The 16479-nt window shown below is 59.8% G+C and carries 10 protein-coding genes, 1 tRNA gene and 1 pseudogene; 5 read left to right on the top strand and 7 right to left on the bottom strand.

Annotated features, from left to right (window positions below; translation table 11 throughout):
- Nucleotides 1–5: 5 nt before the first annotated feature.
- On the bottom strand, nt 6–2768 hold the full coding sequence (locus WA070_RS17140) for a [protein-PII] uridylyltransferase (RefSeq protein ID WP_422635115.1): 2763 nt from the start codon (nt 2766–2768) through the stop codon (nt 6–8).
- 9 nt (nt 2769–2777) lie between these two features.
- Complete coding sequence (mutS, locus tag WA070_RS17135; RefSeq protein ID WP_422635114.1) at nt 2778–5435, bottom strand: DNA mismatch repair protein MutS; 2658 nt, start codon at nt 5433–5435, stop codon at nt 2778–2780.
- A gap of 123 nt (nt 5436–5558) precedes the next feature.
- Between mutS and WA070_RS17130 the strand changes: the two genes are divergently transcribed.
- The 3 genes and pseudogenes from WA070_RS17130 to WA070_RS17120 all read left to right on the top strand — a co-directional run bounded on the left by WA070_RS17130 (nt 5559) and on the right by WA070_RS17120 (nt 9600).
- Nucleotides 5559–7820 carry an NADP-dependent malic enzyme gene (locus tag WA070_RS17130; protein WP_422635113.1) on the top strand — a complete coding sequence of 754 codons (2262 nt, stop codon included), beginning with the start codon at nt 5559–5561 and terminating at the stop codon, nt 7818–7820.
- 136 nt (nt 7821–7956) lie between these two features.
- On the top strand, nt 7957–8454 hold the full coding sequence (locus tag WA070_RS17125; RefSeq protein ID WP_422635112.1) for a flavin reductase family protein: 498 nt from the start codon (nt 7957–7959) through the stop codon (nt 8452–8454).
- A gap of 384 nt (nt 8455–8838) precedes the next feature.
- A pseudogene (locus WA070_RS17120) lies at nt 8839–9600 on the top strand (IS5 family transposase).
- A gap of 229 nt (nt 9601–9829) precedes the next feature.
- Here WA070_RS17120 and WA070_RS17115 read toward each other — a convergent pair.
- Nucleotides 9830–9921: transfer RNA gene (locus WA070_RS17115), tRNA-Ser, on the bottom strand.
- Between the two features lie 225 nt (nt 9922–10146).
- Here WA070_RS17115 and WA070_RS17110 point away from each other — a divergent pair.
- Nucleotides 10147–10947: a DUF1134 domain-containing protein gene (locus WA070_RS17110; RefSeq protein WP_422635111.1), complete on the top strand. Its 801-nt coding sequence runs from the start codon at nt 10147–10149 to the stop codon at nt 10945–10947.
- Nucleotides 10948–10951: 4 nt separating this feature from the next.
- Here the strand turns inward: WA070_RS17110 and dinB are convergent, their stop codons facing one another.
- From dinB to WA070_RS17095, 3 genes are read right to left on the bottom strand one after another with little or no spacing between them, the layout of a single operon-like run.
- Nucleotides 10952–12031, bottom strand: coding sequence for a DNA polymerase IV (gene dinB, locus WA070_RS17105; RefSeq protein ID WP_422635110.1), 1080 nt, complete (start codon nt 12029–12031; stop codon nt 10952–10954).
- Nucleotides 12032–12088: 57 nt separating this feature from the next.
- The gene (locus WA070_RS17100) at nt 12089–12619 is read right to left on the bottom strand and encodes a YceD family protein (RefSeq protein WP_422635109.1); all 531 of its coding nucleotides are present in this window, start codon (nt 12617–12619) and stop codon (nt 12089–12091) included.
- Entirely contained in the window at nt 12616–13143 is a 528-nt protein-coding gene (locus WA070_RS17095; RefSeq protein WP_422635140.1) for a ubiquinol-cytochrome C chaperone family protein, read from the bottom strand. Before WA070_RS17095 ends, WA070_RS17100 begins: the two co-directional genes overlap by 4 nt.
- A gap of 161 nt (nt 13144–13304) precedes the next feature.
- On the opposite strand from WA070_RS17095, the gene WA070_RS17090 reads away from it, so the two are divergent.
- On the top strand, nt 13305–13820 hold the full coding sequence (locus tag WA070_RS17090; protein WP_422635108.1) for an outer membrane protein assembly factor BamE: 516 nt from the start codon (nt 13305–13307) through the stop codon (nt 13818–13820).
- Between the two features lie 47 nt (nt 13821–13867).
- Here the strand turns inward: WA070_RS17090 and pepN are convergent, their stop codons facing one another.
- Nucleotides 13868–16471, bottom strand: coding sequence for an aminopeptidase N (gene pepN, locus WA070_RS17085; RefSeq protein WP_422635107.1), 2604 nt, complete (start codon nt 16469–16471; stop codon nt 13868–13870).
- Nucleotides 16472–16479: the final 8 nt, after the last annotated feature.

The raw sequence follows: 16479 nt of genomic DNA, 5'->3' as shown, positions 1-16479 counted from the left end.
GGTCGTCAGGCCCGCTGCAATGCCTCGTTGGCCTCGCCCCCGGCTGCTTCGAGCAGACGGCGCTCCAGCGTCTGAAGGCGTGCCTTGCTCTCGATTTTGCCGCCAAACAGGTCGGTGACGTAGAAGGTATCGACTGCCCGTTCGCCATAGGTGGCGACATGCGCGCTGTGGACAGTGACCTTCGACTGAAACAGAGCGTTGGCCAGGCTGAACAGCAATGCCGGACGATCGCGTGCGTTGACTTCTACCACGGTAAAGCGGTTCGACGCCTTGTTGTCGATCAGGACATTAGGAACGATCTGGAACGCCTCTGCTCTTGTCCGGCTAAGCGGGCGGGCGGATAGCTTGGTAATCATGCGATGGCGATTGGACAGCGAATCCTCGATCGCGTTGCGAATCCGCGTCAATTGTTCTGGGCTATGAAACGCCCCACCCATCGGATCCTGCACCAGGAAGTTGTCGATCGCCACGCCATCGCGCGTGGTGTGGATTCGCGCGTCGATGATGTTGCCGCCGGCCAGATGAATGGCACCCGCGATCCGGTAGAACAGGCCGGGATGATCGGTGGCATAGACCGTCACCAGCGTAGCGCCACGCTGTGGATAATATTGCGCGGCGATCGCCAACTGCGTTTCGCCCGAAGCCAATATGTGACGAGCATTATGGATCAATATATCGTCCGGCTCCGCGATCCAGTAGGACTCGGGCAAGCGGCGGCGAAGCGCATCGAACTCTGCATCGGGTAACCCCAACGCCTGCCGTAAAGCCTCCTGCTTGACCACGACACGCTCGGTCCGGCCTTTTTGCTTATGGCCCAGGCGTAGCAGTTCCTCCGCTGATTCGTAGAGATCGCCAAGCAACTGCCGTTTCCAGCTGTTCCAAACGCCCGGCCCCACGGCGCGGATGTCTACTACGGTCAGGCACAGGAGCAGGCGAAGCCGTTCCGGGCTTTGGACCACATCGACGAAATCGAGGATAGTCTTGTAATCCGACAGGTCTCGCTTGAAGGCTGTCGCGGACATGAGCAGATGATAGCGCACCAGCCAGGCGACCGTCTCCGTCTCCGCCGGGGTCAGGCCAAAGCGCGGACACAGACTGAGTGCGACTTCTGCGCCCAATAGGCTATGGTCGCCACCACGCCCCTTAGCGATGTCGTGCAGCAGTACCGCGACATATAGCGCGCGGCGTGACAGCAGTTTGCCCATGATCTCGGAAGCCAGTGGATGATCCTGTCCCAGATCACCCTTTTCGATCCGGGCCAGCAAACCCACCGCACGGATCGTATGCTCGTCCACCGTGTAGTGATGGTACATATCAAACTGCATTTGCGCGACCACACGACGAAAGTCAGGCACGAACCGGCCGAATACCGTGGATTCGTTCATCCAGCGCAATACGGTTTCCGGGTCACGCGGCGATGTCAGCACTTCCATGAAAGCCGCATTGGCACGCGGATCTTTGCGGACTTTGGCCGTGATAAGACCCGCGTCGCGGCTGGCCGCCCTAATGGCACTGGGATGGATGGACAGACTGTGCCTGTCCGCCAGCGCGAAAATTTCAATCATTCTGACGGGGTCAATTTGAAAGAAATCATCGCTGGGCAAGGACAGGCGGCCACGTTCAAGAACGAAGCCGTCGAGTTTCTTGGGCCGTCGAAACATGGACGGAATATAGCGCCGCCCTTTCGCCGCCATCTGGTCGTCCAGATGCGCCAGAAAGACAGCGGTCAGGTCGCCTACAATCTTTGCGTTGAGGAAATAATAGCGCATGAAGCGCTCCACCCCTGAACGGCCATGTCGGCCGATAAACTTCATCCGGGTAGCGGTTTCCAATTGCAGGTCGAAGGTGAGCCGATCCTCGGCCCGGCCCGTGATCATGTGCAAATGACATCGCACCGCCCACAGGAAATCTTCCGCCTTCTGAAACTGGCGCAGTTCAACGTCAGTCAGCAACCCAACATCCACAAGGTCGGCGACGGATCGCACGCGATTTACATATTTGCCAATCCAGAACAGCGTATGCAGGTCACGAAGGCCACCCTTGCCTTCCTTGACATTGGGTTCGACGACATAGCGGCTGTCGCCCATTCGCCGGTGCCGTTCGTCCCGCTCGGCCAGCTTGTCGGTCACGAAGGCACGGGCCGTACCCTGCATCACTTCGGCGTCGAAGCGGGTGGAGGTCTCTTCGTACAAGGCCCGGTCGCCCCACACATAGCGCGCCTCCAGCAAAGCGGTGCGCACGGTCAGGTCGGATTTCGCCATCCGCATCGTCTCGTCGATCGAGCGGCTGCTATGTCCGACCTTGAGGCCCAGATCCCAAAGCGAATAGAGCATCGATTCGATAACCTGCTCGGTCCATCCCGTCGGCTTCCAGGGGGTTATGAAGCCGATATCGACGTCGCTATGCGGCGCCATTTCGCCCCGGCCATAACCACCCACGGCCATCAGCGCGATGCGCTCGCCCGTGCTGCGGTTACCCGCCGGATAAAGATGATGCGTAGTCGCGTCGTACAGGAGACGTAAAATCTGATCGACCAGAAAGGCGAAGGCCGTCACCACCTCCCGCCCGCGCGTCGGCTTTGCCGCCAGGCGCTTGGCAACTTCCAGCCGCCCTTCTTCCAGCGCGCCCTTAAGTTCCTTGACGATCATCCCACGCAGCTGCGTGGGATCACCCGAGTGCGTCAGCGCCAGGGCATTGATTCTATCGGAAATCGCGCGCCGGTCGATGATCGAACGGCGCGATCCCAGCGCGGGGAAATGCATGACCATGCCCGCCCCTTAGTCCGCCTGCGCCGTCGCAGCCAGTTGTTTCAAACGATAGATATGATCGAGCGCATCACGCGGACTAAGCGCATCGGCGTCGATCGCATCAATCGCCGCGCGCAACGGGTCAGGCATGTCCTCCACCTGCGCCCCAGCAGCAGCAAACAGAGGCAGGTCATCCAGACCTGCTGCGATGCCGCCGGTCTTCGCCTTCCCCGCCTCCAGCCGCGCCAGCACATCCTTTGCGCGTTTCAAAACGGCGGCAGGAAGCCCCGCCAGACGTGCGACCGCCAAGCCATAGCTACGATCGGCCGGTCCCTGCGCCAATTCATGGAGCAGCACCAGATCGCCCTTCCATTCCCGCGCACGCACATGATGCAGCGACAGCGATGGCAGCGTTTCGGCAAGCCGCGTAAGTTCGTGATAATGAGTGGCGAACAGGCAGCGGCATGCATTGACCTCATGCACCGCTTCCACAACGGCCCATGCCAGCGCCAGCCCATCATAAGTCGATGTGCCGCGCCCCACTTCGTCCAGGATGACGAAACTGCGTTGCGTCGCCTGCGCCAGGATTGCAGCGGTTTCGACCATTTCGACCATGAAGGTCGATCGTCCCTTCGCCAGATTGTCCGATGCGCCGACCCGGCTGAACAGTCGATCGACCAGACTGAGCGTCGCACTTTGCGCCGGGACATAGGCGCCCGCCTGCGCCAGGATGACTATCAGCGCATTCTGGCGCAGGAATGTCGATTTACCGCCCATGTTGGGACCGGTGACCAGCCACAGCCGATCATCGGGCGAAAGGCGGCAATCATTCGCGACGAAGGCCTGACCGTCACGGCGTAGCGCATCCTCCACCACTGGGTGGCGTCCACCAATGATGTCGAGGCAAGAGCCGGTCCCATCCTCGGCAACGAAGCGCGGACGTTGCCACCCCCCCTCAGCCGCCCGCTCCGCCAGCGCCCCCGCAACATCGAGCCGAGCGAGCGCACTGGCAGCGCGCGCAATGTCGCCCTTACGCGCCAGCACAGCGGAAATCAGTTCTTCGAGATGCGCCGCCTCCGCCACCAGAGCGTGCGCGCCTGCCTGCGCCACGCGCCCGGCCTCCTCATGCAGATCGACCGAATTGAAACGCACGACGCCGGCAAGAGTCTGGCGATGCGTGAAGCCGCTGGTCGGCACCATCAGCGCATCGGCAGCGCGGGCTGGCACTTCGACATGATAACCCAGCACCCCGTTATGGCGGATCTTGAGTGAAGAGATGCCGGTCTGTTCGCGATATTTCGCTTCCAGCGCTGCGATGGCGCGACGACCGTCCCCCGCCATACGGCGCAGTTCGTCAAGCGAGGGATCATAGCCATCGGCGATATAGCCGCCGTTCGCCGTTTCGGTAGGCGGCGCCGACACAAGCGCGCGCGACAGCGCATCGACCAACGCACCATGCCCGTCCAGCGCAGGGAGCAGCCGGGCGAGCAGCACAGGCGGATCGTCCAAGCGACCAAGCCGTTCGCGCAGTAACCGCGCTTCCCCCAAACCGTCGCGCAACTGGCCCAGATCGCGTGGAGAGCCACGACCCAGCGCAATACGGCCCAGCGCGCGCCCGACATCTGGCAAGGCACGCAAGACGGCGCGCACTTGGTCGCGCATACCCGCATCGTCGTGAAACAGCGCGACCAGCCCCAGCCGCCCCTCGATCAGGCTAAGGTCCATCAACGGTGCCGACAGATCCTGCCCCAGCAGACGCGCGCCCGCGCCGGTTACGGTGCGGTCCACCGCTCCCAGCAGGCTACCGGCACGACTGCCCGCCATGGTAGCGACGATCTCAAGGCTTTCGCGCGTCGCTGCGTCGATCGCAACATGACCACCGCTGGTCTGGCGCAGCGGCGGTGCGAGAAAGGGTAACTTCCCCTTCCCCGCATGGTCGAGATAGGCGATCAGCCCGCCCATCGCCGCTAGTTCGGGCCGCCCGAACTGCCCAAAGCCATCCAACGTAGCGACGCTGAACAAGCGTTTGAGCGCATCCTCCGCCCGGCTGCTGGAAAAGGCCGCTCGGTCAAAAGCATGGGCGTCGGCAATATCGAGGCTCGATCCTTCCGCCACCACGGTTTCGCTGGGGCGCAGTCTGGCAAGTTCGGCGGGCAGATCGACCGACCGCACAATCATTGTTTCGAACCGGCCCGTGGAAATGTCTGCAGCAGCCAGACCAATCTCCCCTTCCCCGCCAACCTGCGCCAGCGCGACCAGCATATTATCGCGACGCGAATCCAGCAGTGTTTCTTCGGTCAACGTGCCAGCAGTCACATAACGGACGATGTCGCGCGCCACGAGCGTCTTGCCACCCCGCGCCTTTGCCTGCGCCGGTGTTTCGGTCTGTTCGGCGATCGCGACGCGATGCCCGGCCTTGATTAATCGGGCCAGATAGCCGTCGGCACTATGTACCGGCACGCCACACATCGGGATAGGTGCGCCGTCATGTTCGCCTCGGCTGGTCAGCGCGATGTCGAGCGTAGCCGCAGCAGCCTTTGCATCGTCAAAGAAGAGTTCGAAGAAATCACCCATGCGGTAGAACAGCAGGCAATCGGTCGCCTGCGCCTTGAGCGTCATATATTGCGCCATCATCGGCGTGACCGGGGATGATGGCGAGGGTGGGCTATTGTCCGGGGTCTTGCGCATCCTGCCCGGATAGCCGCAAGCCGCCGCACAGGAAAGGGCGTGAAAAAGCAGCCCGCTCGCACTTGCCCCCAAGGCTTGCTTGCCGCTAGGGCAGCGGCAAGGCACTGCAAGGACGGGAATGTCATGACAGACAAGTCGAATGTGGAATTTTCCGAGCGCGAAGCGCTATTCTTCCATTCGACCGGACGCCCCGGCAAGATTGAGATCATCGCGTCCAAACCAATGGCAACGCAGCGCGATCTGTCGCTGGCCTATTCGCCTGGAGTGGCCGTCCCCGTGCTGGCGATCGCGGCCGATCCGGCGACGGTCTATGACTATACGGCCAAGGGTAATCTCGTAGCAGTCGTCACCAACGGCACGGCCATCCTGGGCCTGGGCAATCTGGGTGCGCTGGCGTCCAAACCAGTGATGGAAGGCAAGGCGGTGCTTTTCAAACGCTTTGCCGATGTAGATTCCATCGACATCGAGTTAAAAACTGAGGACGTTGATCGTTTTATCGACGCGGTCGAACTGATGGAGCCGACCTTCGGCGGCATCAATCTGGAAGACATCAAGGCGCCCGAATGTTTCATCATCGAGCAGACGTTGAAGGAACGGATGAACATCCCCGTCTTTCACGACGATCAGCATGGCACCGCCATCATCGCAGCAGCGGGGATCATCAACGCCGCAATGCTGACCGGCCGTGAACTCAAAGACCTTAAAGTCGTGGTCAATGGCGCAGGCGCGGCATCCATCGCGTGCACCGAACTGATCAAAGCGCTGGGCGTCGCGGGCGACAATGTCATCATGTGCGACAGCAAGGGCGTGATCTATCAGGGCCGTACCGAGGGCATGAACCAGTGGAAATCGGCTCATGCCATCAAGACCGACGCCCGTACGCTCAAGGAAGCGATGAAGGGTGCGGACGTGTTCCTGGGCTTGTCTGTCAAGGGAGCGGTGACGCCCGACATGGTCAAGGACATGGGCGAAAAGCCGATCATCTTCGCGATGGCCAATCCCGACCCGGAAATCACTCCGCCCGATGCGAAGTCCGTTCGGCCCGAAGCGATCGTGGCGACCGGCCGTTCGGATTACCCCAATCAGGTCAACAACGTCATCGGTTTCCCCTTCATCTTCCGCGGCGCGCTAGACGTGCGAGCGACGACGATCAACGAGGCAATGAAGGTCGCCGCCGCGCATGCGATCGCCGAACTGGCACGCGAACAGGTGCCCGAAGAAGTGGCCAAGGCCTATGGCCGGTCGCATAGCTTTGGTCCCGACTATATCATCCCCGCGCCTTTCGACCCCCGCCTGATGGAAGTGGTGCCGTCCGCCGTCGCGCAGGCCGCGATGGATAGCGGCGTCGCGCAAAAACCGATCGCCGACATGGCTGCCTATCGCCAGTCACTCAAGGCCCGGCTCAACCCCACCACCTCGGTCCTAACCACCGCTTATGAAATGGCGAAGGCCAATCCCAAGCGCGTGGTGTTCGCCGAAGCGGAAGAGGAGGTCGTTCTGCGTGCAGCGATCCAGTTCCGCGACCTGGGCTATGGCGTGCCCGTCCTGGTCGGGCGCGGCGAAGTCGTGGAACAACTTCGCGCGCTGGGCGTCCGCGATCCCGAAAGTTTCGAACTGCATAACAGCGTCAATTCGCCGCTGGTGCCAGAGATGGTCGATCTGCTGTACGCCCGCCTCCAGCGGCGCGGTTATCTGCGCCGCGATTGCGAGCGGATGGTCAACAGGGACCGCAACATATTCGGCACATTGCTGGTCAAGATGGGCGTCGCTGACGCCATGATCACCGGCATGACCCGCCCGTATGCGCAGACATTGCGCGAAGTGAAGCGGGTGATGGATCCGGCGGCCGGCCGGACTCCCTTTGGCATCCATGTCATGGTGTCCAAGGACAAGACCGTGTTTCTGGCGGATACGACAGTCAACGAACGGCCCACTGCCGATGAACTGGCCGACATCGCCGAAGGCACTGTCGCCGTCGCGCGGCGCATGGGCCATGATCCCCGCGTCGCCTTCCTGTCCTATTCCAATTTCGGCAACCCGCCGGGCGCCTTTTTGGAAAATGTGCGCGGTGCAGTAAAATTGCTGGAAGAGCGCAATGTCGATTTCGAATTTGAAGGCGAAATGACGGCAGACGTCGCGCTCAACCCGGCTGTGATGAAAAACTATCCGTTCAGCCGCCTGTCCGGCCCGGCCAATGTTCTGGTGATGCCGGGGCTGCAATCGGCGAATATCTCGGCCAAGCTGCTGCGTGAACTGGGCGGTACTTCTATGATCGGCCCGGTATTGGTGGGCATGGAAAAATCGGTTCAGATCGCGACCATGGCATCCAATGCGTCAGAGTTGTTGACGCTGGCGGTTCTAGCAGCGGGTGGTATCGCGCTGTAATGATCGCTGAGTGACCTATGCCTTTTTGCTATAGATATTGCCACGAATATCACTTGCCATATTTCCTCGTCCTGACGACAGGACAGCCAATCCTGTTCGTCCTGCCTGACGGACGAAGCAATCGGGGAGCCAAGGCATGAGTGAAGCCATCAGTTTCGACAGTGCGACCTTCCGGCGTGTTCTGGGACACTATCCGACAGGCGTTTGCGTAGTGACTGCGGTCGAAGCAGACGGCACGCCGATCGCGATGGTCGTAGGCTCCTTCACGTCGGTCTCGCTCGATCCGCCACTTGTCGGGTTCTTTCCCGCCAGAACGTCGAGCAGCTGGCCCCGAATCGAAAAAGTCGGCAAGTTTTGCGTGAACGTCCTTGCCAGCGACCAACTGCCGCTATGCCGCCAGCTTGCATCGCCGGGAGCCGAAAAGTTTGCCGGAGTTGCTCACCGCGTATCTACCAATGGTTCCCCTATTCTCGATGATGTGGTTGCCTGGATCGATTGCACGCTCGACGCAGTGCATGAGGCCGGCGATCATTATATCGTCCTGGGCCACGTACTGGCGCTGGAAATCGACCGACCGGAACGACCGCTGTTGTTTTTCCAGGGGAATTACGGTGAATTTGCGCTGATCGCGTGACGGCGGGAGCACTTTGCACGAAGTCTACAGCACATTTCAAGCAGGGCCAATACGCGATCGCCGTTATGTCGATCACCGGTCGCAGGCAGAAATCATAATCTCTGCCGCCTATCATGTTCGAAGGTTTCCTGACCAGATCGGTCATGACAGCCTGCTGATCACCGTCAATACCGAATTATCCGCCCTGTTCCAGCAGCAGAGCGTTGCGATTTCGGACTATAGGTCGGTAGATCGGGTCGTGGCGCAGGGTCAGGCAACGGCTTCAAGGGCATATTTCGGATGCCTGCGCGTCCATGGGTCCGCTAGGGCGTAGTGATGATTTAAGGATTTGGGATTCCCAATCGCTCTGAAATCGGATTCAAGGCTGATTTTTGGAGACCAGCGATGGATTGCGACGCGCTTCGGGATGATCAATGGGAACGGATTAAGGGGTTCGTGCCGGGCGGAACCAAGGGCAAGCGTGGACCGCGCACCGACAACCGGAAATTTCTGGATGCGCTGCTGTGGATGGCGCGCTCGGGCGGGCGCTGGCGCGACCTGCCGGAACGGCTTTGGCGACTATCGTTCGGTAAAACGGCGCTATTATCGCTGGATTGAGATGGGCGTTCTCGACGCGATGCTGTTGGTGCTGGCGCGTGAGGCCGATCTTGAATGGCTGATGATCGACAGCACCATCGTACGCGCTCATCAGCACGCAGCGGGTGCCCGCAAGGAAAAAGGGGGGCGGATGCCCAGGGCCTGGGTAGGTCTCGCGGCGGACTGAGCACAAAGATCCATGCGGCGACGGAGGCGCTGGGCCTTCCGATCCGCTTGATCGGGTCACCGGGACAACGCAATGACATCGCTCTGGCACACGACCTCATCGACGGCTTTAAAGCGCAGGCCATCCTCGCTGACAAGGGCTATGACGCTGATCATTTGTGCCACAGGATCGAAAAGGCTGGAACAGAGGTCGTTATCCCACCCAAGCGTAATCGAAAGACGCAACGGCACTACGACAGCGAACTCTACAAAGAGCGCAATCGCGTCGAGCGCTTCTTCGCCAAACTCAAGCAGTTCCGACGGGTGGCAACCCGATACGACAAGCTGCTCGCCAACTTCATGGGCTTCGTCAAACTCGCAGCCATCGCTATATGGCTCCGATAGTTAAATCGTCACCACGCCCTAGCTGGGGACGATCATAGAAAATATCGTCAGTTGCGGCCATGAACTGCTGTTGCATGTGCATAGTGAATGGCTGTCATGAGGCCTTTGTGGATCGAGGCGGAAGAGACGAGAGGACAAGCGCTAATTGCGGATAAGAAAGCGCGAGACGCACAAGCCTACGAAAGTGCCGAAGCGGGACCGTATCGTCGCATCCGTGCCTGGAGAATATTGGCGGAGACGCCGGGATTCGAACCCGGGGTGCCCCATTCAGGGCACGACGGTTTAGCAAACCGCTGGTTTCAGCCACTCACCCACGTCTCCGCACGAAATCGCCCGCCAGTTAAGCGGACGATGGCTTGGCGTTGGCCTATAGCGGTGGCTTTCACGCATGGCAACGGGTCACAATGCGAATTTTCGTGCTGTTCCAACCAGCATTTCATTCCGACGCGGAATCGACTCATATTGACGTTCGTTCATTGGCCTTTCAGCTTGAAAAGCGATAATCGATATCGACGCAGAGATATTTATTTTCGGGGAGCAAAGCGGATGAACGGCAAAAGCACGTGGACTGGCATCCGGTTCGCGCAGGCAGTTGCCCTGCTTGCTGCGCTGGTCAGCTTGTCGATGACCCCACTCGCACAGGCGCAGGTGCGCACGGTCGATCCGAATACCGCGATCGACGCCGACCTGGCCCCCGCCCCCCCCAAACCCGATATGCCGACCGCCCCCGGCGTCGATGCAGGTGTGCGGACCGACAGCAATATTCCCGGCAACAGGCCAGTTGAGAACACAAGCCCGGTGGCCACGACGGCGACCGGTGCGCCCGTCACCAGCCAGTCGCCCCCCGCAGCCATCGCGCCCGGAGATTCCTACCAGCAAGACGATTTGATCGGTGCGGCCGAAGGTGTGTTTGGCAAGGGCGCGGAAGGCTTAGCTGGCATTATCGAGAAAGTATTGAAGGATCAGGGCCGCCCCAACGCCTATATTGCCGGGCGGGAAGCGTCTGGCGCCTTCGTCGTAGGGCTTCGCTATGGATCGGGCACTCTGACCCACAAGATCGAAGGCAAGCGTGAAGTCTATTGGACCGGCCCATCGATCGGCTTCGATTTTGGCGGTAACGCTGCCAACACATTCGTGCTGGTCTATAATCTATACGATACTCAGGATCTCTACCATCGCTTCCCAGCGGCGGAGGGCACGGCCTATCTTGTCGGAGGTTTTACCGCGAGCTATCTGCGTTGGGGCAATATCGTGCTCATCCCCATCCGACTGGGCGTGGGGTATCGGCTGGGCGTGAATGCGGGTTATATGAAATTCACCGAAAAACGTAACTGGCTGCCATTCTGATCCTTCACAGCAGGGCGAGTTGTTCGCCCTGCCCTTCCACTTCATCTGTTTCCAGATTGTGGACCCCCAAACCCAACAGCCGTGCGCCCATCGGCAGCGGGAGTTGCGCACGCAGCAAGTCTCTAGCAGCTTGCGCCAGAAGATCCGGGGCGCGAACAGGACCGGTGAAACTTTTTGACCGTGTGATGATGCGAAAATCGGCGAATTTCACCTTGAGCACGACTGTGCGTCCCCATGCCTGCGCTTTTTCGATGCGCGTCCAAAGACTGGCGGCGATCCGGTCAATCTCGTCTATCAACGCCGCCTCATCCCGCAGATCGTCGAAAAACGTATCTTCTACACTGACTGATTTGCGCCGTTCCCTTTCCCGCACTGGCCGATTATCTTCGCCGCGGGACGCGTGGTAATAATAGTCCGCCGCACTACCGAAATGAGCGTGCAGATAGGCCATGTCGCATGCACGCAGATCCGCCCCCGTTTCGATCCCCAGATCATGCATCTTACGGGCAGTCACCGGTCCGACACCGTGGATGCGGCGGACGGGCATCGCCGCGATGAAGGCCGCCCCCTCCCCCGGTCGCACGACACAGACACCATCCGGCTTGTTCTGATCCGACGCGAGCTTGGCAATCAGCTTATTATAAGACACGCCGGCTGAAGCCGTAAGGCCGGTCTCAGCCTGAATCATGCGCCGGATATCCTGCGCCACCTCCGTCGCCGATGCGATGCCAGGTTTGTTGATGGTGACGTCGAGATAGGCCTCATCCAACGACAGCGGCTGAATGATGTCGGTGTATTGCGCGAAGATCGCCCTGATCTGCCCGGACACGGCGCGATAGATATCGAAACGAGGCGGCACGAAAATGAGCGCAGGACATAGCCGACGGGCACGGCTGCCCGGCATGGCCGATTTCACGCCGAACTTGCGCGCCTCATAACTGGCAGTCGCCACGACGCCGCGCGGGCCACCGCCCCCTACCGCAATCGGCTTTCCCCGCAAGGCAGGGTTATCGCGCTGTTCGACTGACGCATAAAAGGCGTCCATGTCGATATGAATGATCTTGCGCGGAGAGGGAGCGTCCATGACGCGCCCTTATGCCAGCACAGGAACGAAAGGGAAACAGCCAGAACGACCAGTCCACTATTCCTTGTTTTTTAAAGCCTGCAACACGGCAAAGGGGCTGGCTTGTTCTTCGCTCAGCACGCCGGCCTCTTCCAGGACGGCGTCCGCTTGTGGAGCGCGCGGATATATTTCCATAGTGAGAGCCATGGTTTCTGCCACTGCTTCGCCCATATCGATGACCTGACCGTCATAACCGATGGTATCGCAATCCTGTGCGTCCAGTTCCAGTTCGTCGGCATCCGATAAGTCGTCGCTTTCGACCACGAATCGCAAAACGAAGTCCGCGTCCATATTTTCAGGCACTGGAAGCCCGGTTGCTACGCACGTTTGCGACAGCCGTGCACGGACGCGACCGCGCGCGACGATCGAGCCGTTTTCATCGCCAATTCCATAGTCCGCTTCCAGCAGATCAAGCTCAATCAGGCCAAAGCGGCGCATCAAGGCTTCGCGCTCGGCGGCGTCGGCGACGATCGTGGTACTGCCGCTCAAGCGCCCGATCTGATCGATGCGCAGCGGGCGGGAGAATTCGGGTGCAGGCACGGTGTTCATCCCAAATCTCCTTTCAGCAGGGCATCTCGGGTCAGGCATCCCAGACGAACCCAGCGGGCACGTAGCGCGGCTTCGACATGCGCTACCGCAGAATCGGAAACGGGAGTACCCCGATACAGATTGCGGCGCAGTGCTTCGTCCAGACTGGAGTCCCCGGTCAGTGCGGCGCGATAGGCGCTGATACGCCCGCCCAGCGCGCTCATCATCTTACCGATATGCTTGCCTACGACGACATCGCCAATCCCTTCCTGCCGCAATTGCCCGTCCATATCATCGACGAACAATTCGGTCAGCCATACGCTATCCTGCGCGCCGCCCTGCTGTTCCAATCGCATCAATATCTGGGCCAATATTGCGACGATCATGTCGAATCGGCCATCTAGCGTATCCGGGACTGCCCCTTCGACATACCAGTGCGGCTGACGACCTTGCGCGATCACGGCGGCATAAAGCGGTCTTAGATTGTCCCGCGGATCAGCACGGCCGAACAGGCGCTGGAGGAAGGATGGAGAAGCGGTGGACATGATCGGATAACTTTTCGTGACGAACTGTCGGACGGCGTGCCGTCCCATATGGCGCCCCTTGCCGGGGAGCGAGCATTTCCATATTGATCGCCGTGCCTGCCAATGCAATGGCGGTGTCATTCTTTGTTGGGTTCGCGGGTTCGCCCCCGCAGGAGAAGTCCATGCGTCAGTTCAGCCGTCAATCCCGTCGTGGGCATATCCTGCTCGCTGTTGGCCTCAGCGCTTTGGTGCTGGGGGCATCGGGTTGCACCCGGATCAGGACGCATCAGGGCTATCAGGTTGATAAGCTACTGGTCGATTCGGTTCAGCCGGGCCTCGACAATCGCGCGTCAGTGGAAGGCACGCTGGGACGCCCCAGCTTCGCTTCGCAATTTGGCGAGCAGGACTGGTATTATGTGTCGCGCGACATGCGTTCGCTGGCGTTTTCCAATCCCAAGCCCGTCGATCAGACAGTGCTGCGGGTCAGATTTGATCCGACGGGCAACGTCGTTGCGGTAGATCGCATGGGGCTGGAGCAGGTCGCTCATATATCGCCGATGGGCGACAAGACGCCGACTTTGGGCCGCAACCGCAGCTTGTTCAACGAAATCTTTGGCAATATCGGCGCGGTCGGCGCAGGCGGTATGGGCGGAAGCGGTGCTGGCAGTGGCCCAGGCGGCGGTCCCAACGGTAGCTGATCCCTGAACAGTGCCGCAGCGATGCTGCGGCACTGTGATTCAAAAATTTATCCGTTCAGGCTTTTGCTGGCCTGTTCGGTAACATCCTTCGACAGGCCGGGCCGGGCAAGGATGCGTTGCAATTCCGCGCGCATCATCGTTGCCCGCGCATAGTCGAATCGCTTCCACCGACCGAGCGGGGGCACGAGCCGCGCGGCGGTCTGCGGATTCAACGGATCCAGCGCGATGATGCAATCGGCGATCAATTGATAGCCCGCGCCGGACCGATGGTGAAACGCCCACTGGTTGCCGGCAAAAGCGCCGTACAATGCGCGCACACGATTGGGATTGGCCAGGGTAAAGTCCTTGTGCTGCCCCAGTTCCCTGACGAGATCGATGGTGTCAGGATGCAGGGCGAACGCCTGCGTCTGAAACCATTTGTCCAGCGTCAGTGCATCCCCGCCATAGCGGTTGTAGAAAATATCCAGCGCCGCTTCGCGTTCGGGCGATGTCCCGTTGGCAAGGACGGCCAACGCCGCCTGCCGTTCGGTCATATTATCCGCATCATGGAATTGGGCAAAGGCGATGGCTGGACCATCGTCAGCAGCTGAAGCCACCAGATATTGCAGTGCCATGCTGCGCAAACGACGGGCGCCTTTGGCGGAGGGCGATAGTGTAAACCGGTCTGCCTTCGTACGGGCATGGACATCCCGCCATAACATTTCCAGTTCTGCACCAATCCGCTGTTGCAGGGCTTCGCGTGCGGCGTGGATGGCATTGGGATCGATCTGGGCCATCTGATCGCCCAGATAAGCCTCGCTAGGCAGACGTACCGCTTCCGCGACGAAAGCCGAGTCCAGCGTTCTATCCGCGATCATGCTGCGAATCGCGGTGATGACAGTCGTTTCATCTACGGGTTGGCCGCTGATCCGCCCGATCAAAATATTGACCATAAGCTGTTGCATGGCCTCGTACCGGGCGAAAGGGTCGTCGTCATGGGCGGACAGGAACGCCAGGTCTTGCTGGCTGCGATCCGTTTCGACGACGACCGGCGCGGAAAAACCGCGATTGATCGACAGGATCGGAGCGGTCGCAAAACCGGTAAAGGTGAAAATTTGCCGTTCCCGCGTCAGCATCAAAAGCGTATCTCCGCCATGTGTGCCGTCCGACGGATCAAACAAAGCGATGCGAAGCGGGATCGCCATCGGTAACTTATCGGGTTGACCGGGCGTCGGCGCGAGATGCTGTTCCAGCGACAGCTCAGCTGTCTGAGTATGCGGATCATGCTTAAGCAACGCACGGACATGCGGGGTGCCCGCCTGCTCATACCAGCGGCGGAACTGGGTAAAGTCCGCGCCTCCCCCCTCCTCCATGGCGAGGACGAAATCCTCGCAGGTCGCGGCCTGCCCGTCATGACGTGCGAAATAAAGATCCGTACCTGCCCGAAAGCGTTTAGCGCCAAGCATCAACGCCATCATGCGAATAAGTTCAGCGCCCTTATTATAGATGGTCGCCGTATAGAAGTTACTGATTTCCATATAGGATTCCGGGCGCACCGGATGGGCCAGCGGGCCGCTATCTTCCTGAAACTGGGCAGCCCGCAATATCCGAACATCCTCGATCCGCTTGACGGCATGGCTGCCCATATCGGCCGAGAAATTCTGATCGCGAAATACGGTAAAGCCTTCCTTCAACGAAAGTTGGAACCAGTCGCGGCAGGTGACCCGATTACCGGACCAGTTGTGAAAATATTCATGGGCAACGACCGCTTCGATGCCATCATAATCGATGTCCGTTGCTGTCTCTGGATCAGCCAAAATATATCGCGAATTGAATATGTTAAGGCCTTTATTCTCCATCGCCCCGAAATTGAAATCCGAAACCGCAACGATGTTGAACACATTCAGATCATATTCGCGGGCATAGACACGCTCGTCCCATGCCATGCTGTCTTTCAACGCCTGCATGGCATGGCTAGTGCGTGGGAGATCGGCTTCGCGAACCCAGATGCCCAATGCGACTTCTCGCCCGCTCATCGTCACGAAGCTGTCCGCGTTACAGGCCAGATCGCCAGCAACCAGGGCAAACAGGTAGCAGGGTTTTGGAAAGGGATCGGTCCATCGTGCCCAATGCCGACCGCCGTCGAGATCGCCGCTTTCCACCGGGTCGCCATTCGCAAGCAGGACTGGATAACGCGATTTATCAGCGATGATATCCACCGTGTAGCGCGAAAGAATGTCGGGGCGGTCGGGGAAGAAGGTGATGCGGCGAAAGCCTTCTGCCTCGCACTGCGTGCAAAGCAGGCCACCGCTGGCATATAATCCCATCAGCTTGCTATTGCTGTCGGGCGTCAGCTCGACCAGCGTTTCGACGCGATGTGCAGAGCCGGACAATGCGATAATGAGCGCGCCCGCCTCCAGATGCCAATTATCATTATCAAGCGGACGGCCATCCACCCTGACCTCCAGGGGCACCAGACCGTCACCATCCAATCGCAGCGGGCGAGAATGTTCGCCATGGCGTTCGACTGACAAGGATGCGCGCACCCGTGTTCGCACAGAGTCGAGGTCGAAATTCAGTATAATGTCCGGGACCATCCAGTCTGGCGCACGATAGTCGGACAGGCGAACGATCGAAGGCGCAGCGGCAGCCGTGAATTGTATGTCGGTCATGCCCCAAG

The sequence above is a fragment of the Sphingobium sp. genome, assembly GCF_049304695.1.
Classification (GTDB): Bacteria; Pseudomonadota; Alphaproteobacteria; order Sphingomonadales; family Sphingomonadaceae; genus Sphingobium.
This window is presented reverse-complemented; position numbering and strand designations above follow the sequence as displayed.

Coding starts and splice junctions, on each gene's coding strand:
- WA070_RS17110 (WP_422635111.1), top strand. CDS start 10,147: ATGAACGGCAAAAGCACGTGGACTGGCATCCGGTTCGCGCAGGCAGTT.
- pepN (WP_422635107.1), bottom strand. CDS start 16,471: ATGACCGACATACAATTCACGGCTGCCGCTGCGCCTTCGATCGTTCGC.
- WA070_RS17090 (WP_422635108.1), top strand. CDS start 13,305: ATGCGTCAGTTCAGCCGTCAATCCCGTCGTGGGCATATCCTGCTCGCT.
- WA070_RS17125 (WP_422635112.1), top strand. CDS start 7,957: ATGAGTGAAGCCATCAGTTTCGACAGTGCGACCTTCCGGCGTGTTCTG.
- WA070_RS17130 (WP_422635113.1), top strand. CDS start 5,559: ATGACAGACAAGTCGAATGTGGAATTTTCCGAGCGCGAAGCGCTATTC.
- WA070_RS17140 (WP_422635115.1), bottom strand. CDS start 2,768: ATGGTCATGCATTTCCCCGCGCTGGGATCGCGCCGTTCGATCATCGAC.
- WA070_RS17100 (WP_422635109.1), bottom strand. CDS start 12,619: ATGAACACCGTGCCTGCACCCGAATTCTCCCGCCCGCTGCGCATCGAT.
- dinB (WP_422635110.1), bottom strand. CDS start 12,031: ATGGACGCTCCCTCTCCGCGCAAGATCATTCATATCGACATGGACGCC.
- WA070_RS17095 (WP_422635140.1), bottom strand. CDS start 13,143: ATGTCCACCGCTTCTCCATCCTTCCTCCAGCGCCTGTTCGGCCGTGCT.
- mutS (WP_422635114.1), bottom strand. CDS start 5,435: ATGCGCAAGACCCCGGACAATAGCCCACCCTCGCCATCATCCCCGGTC.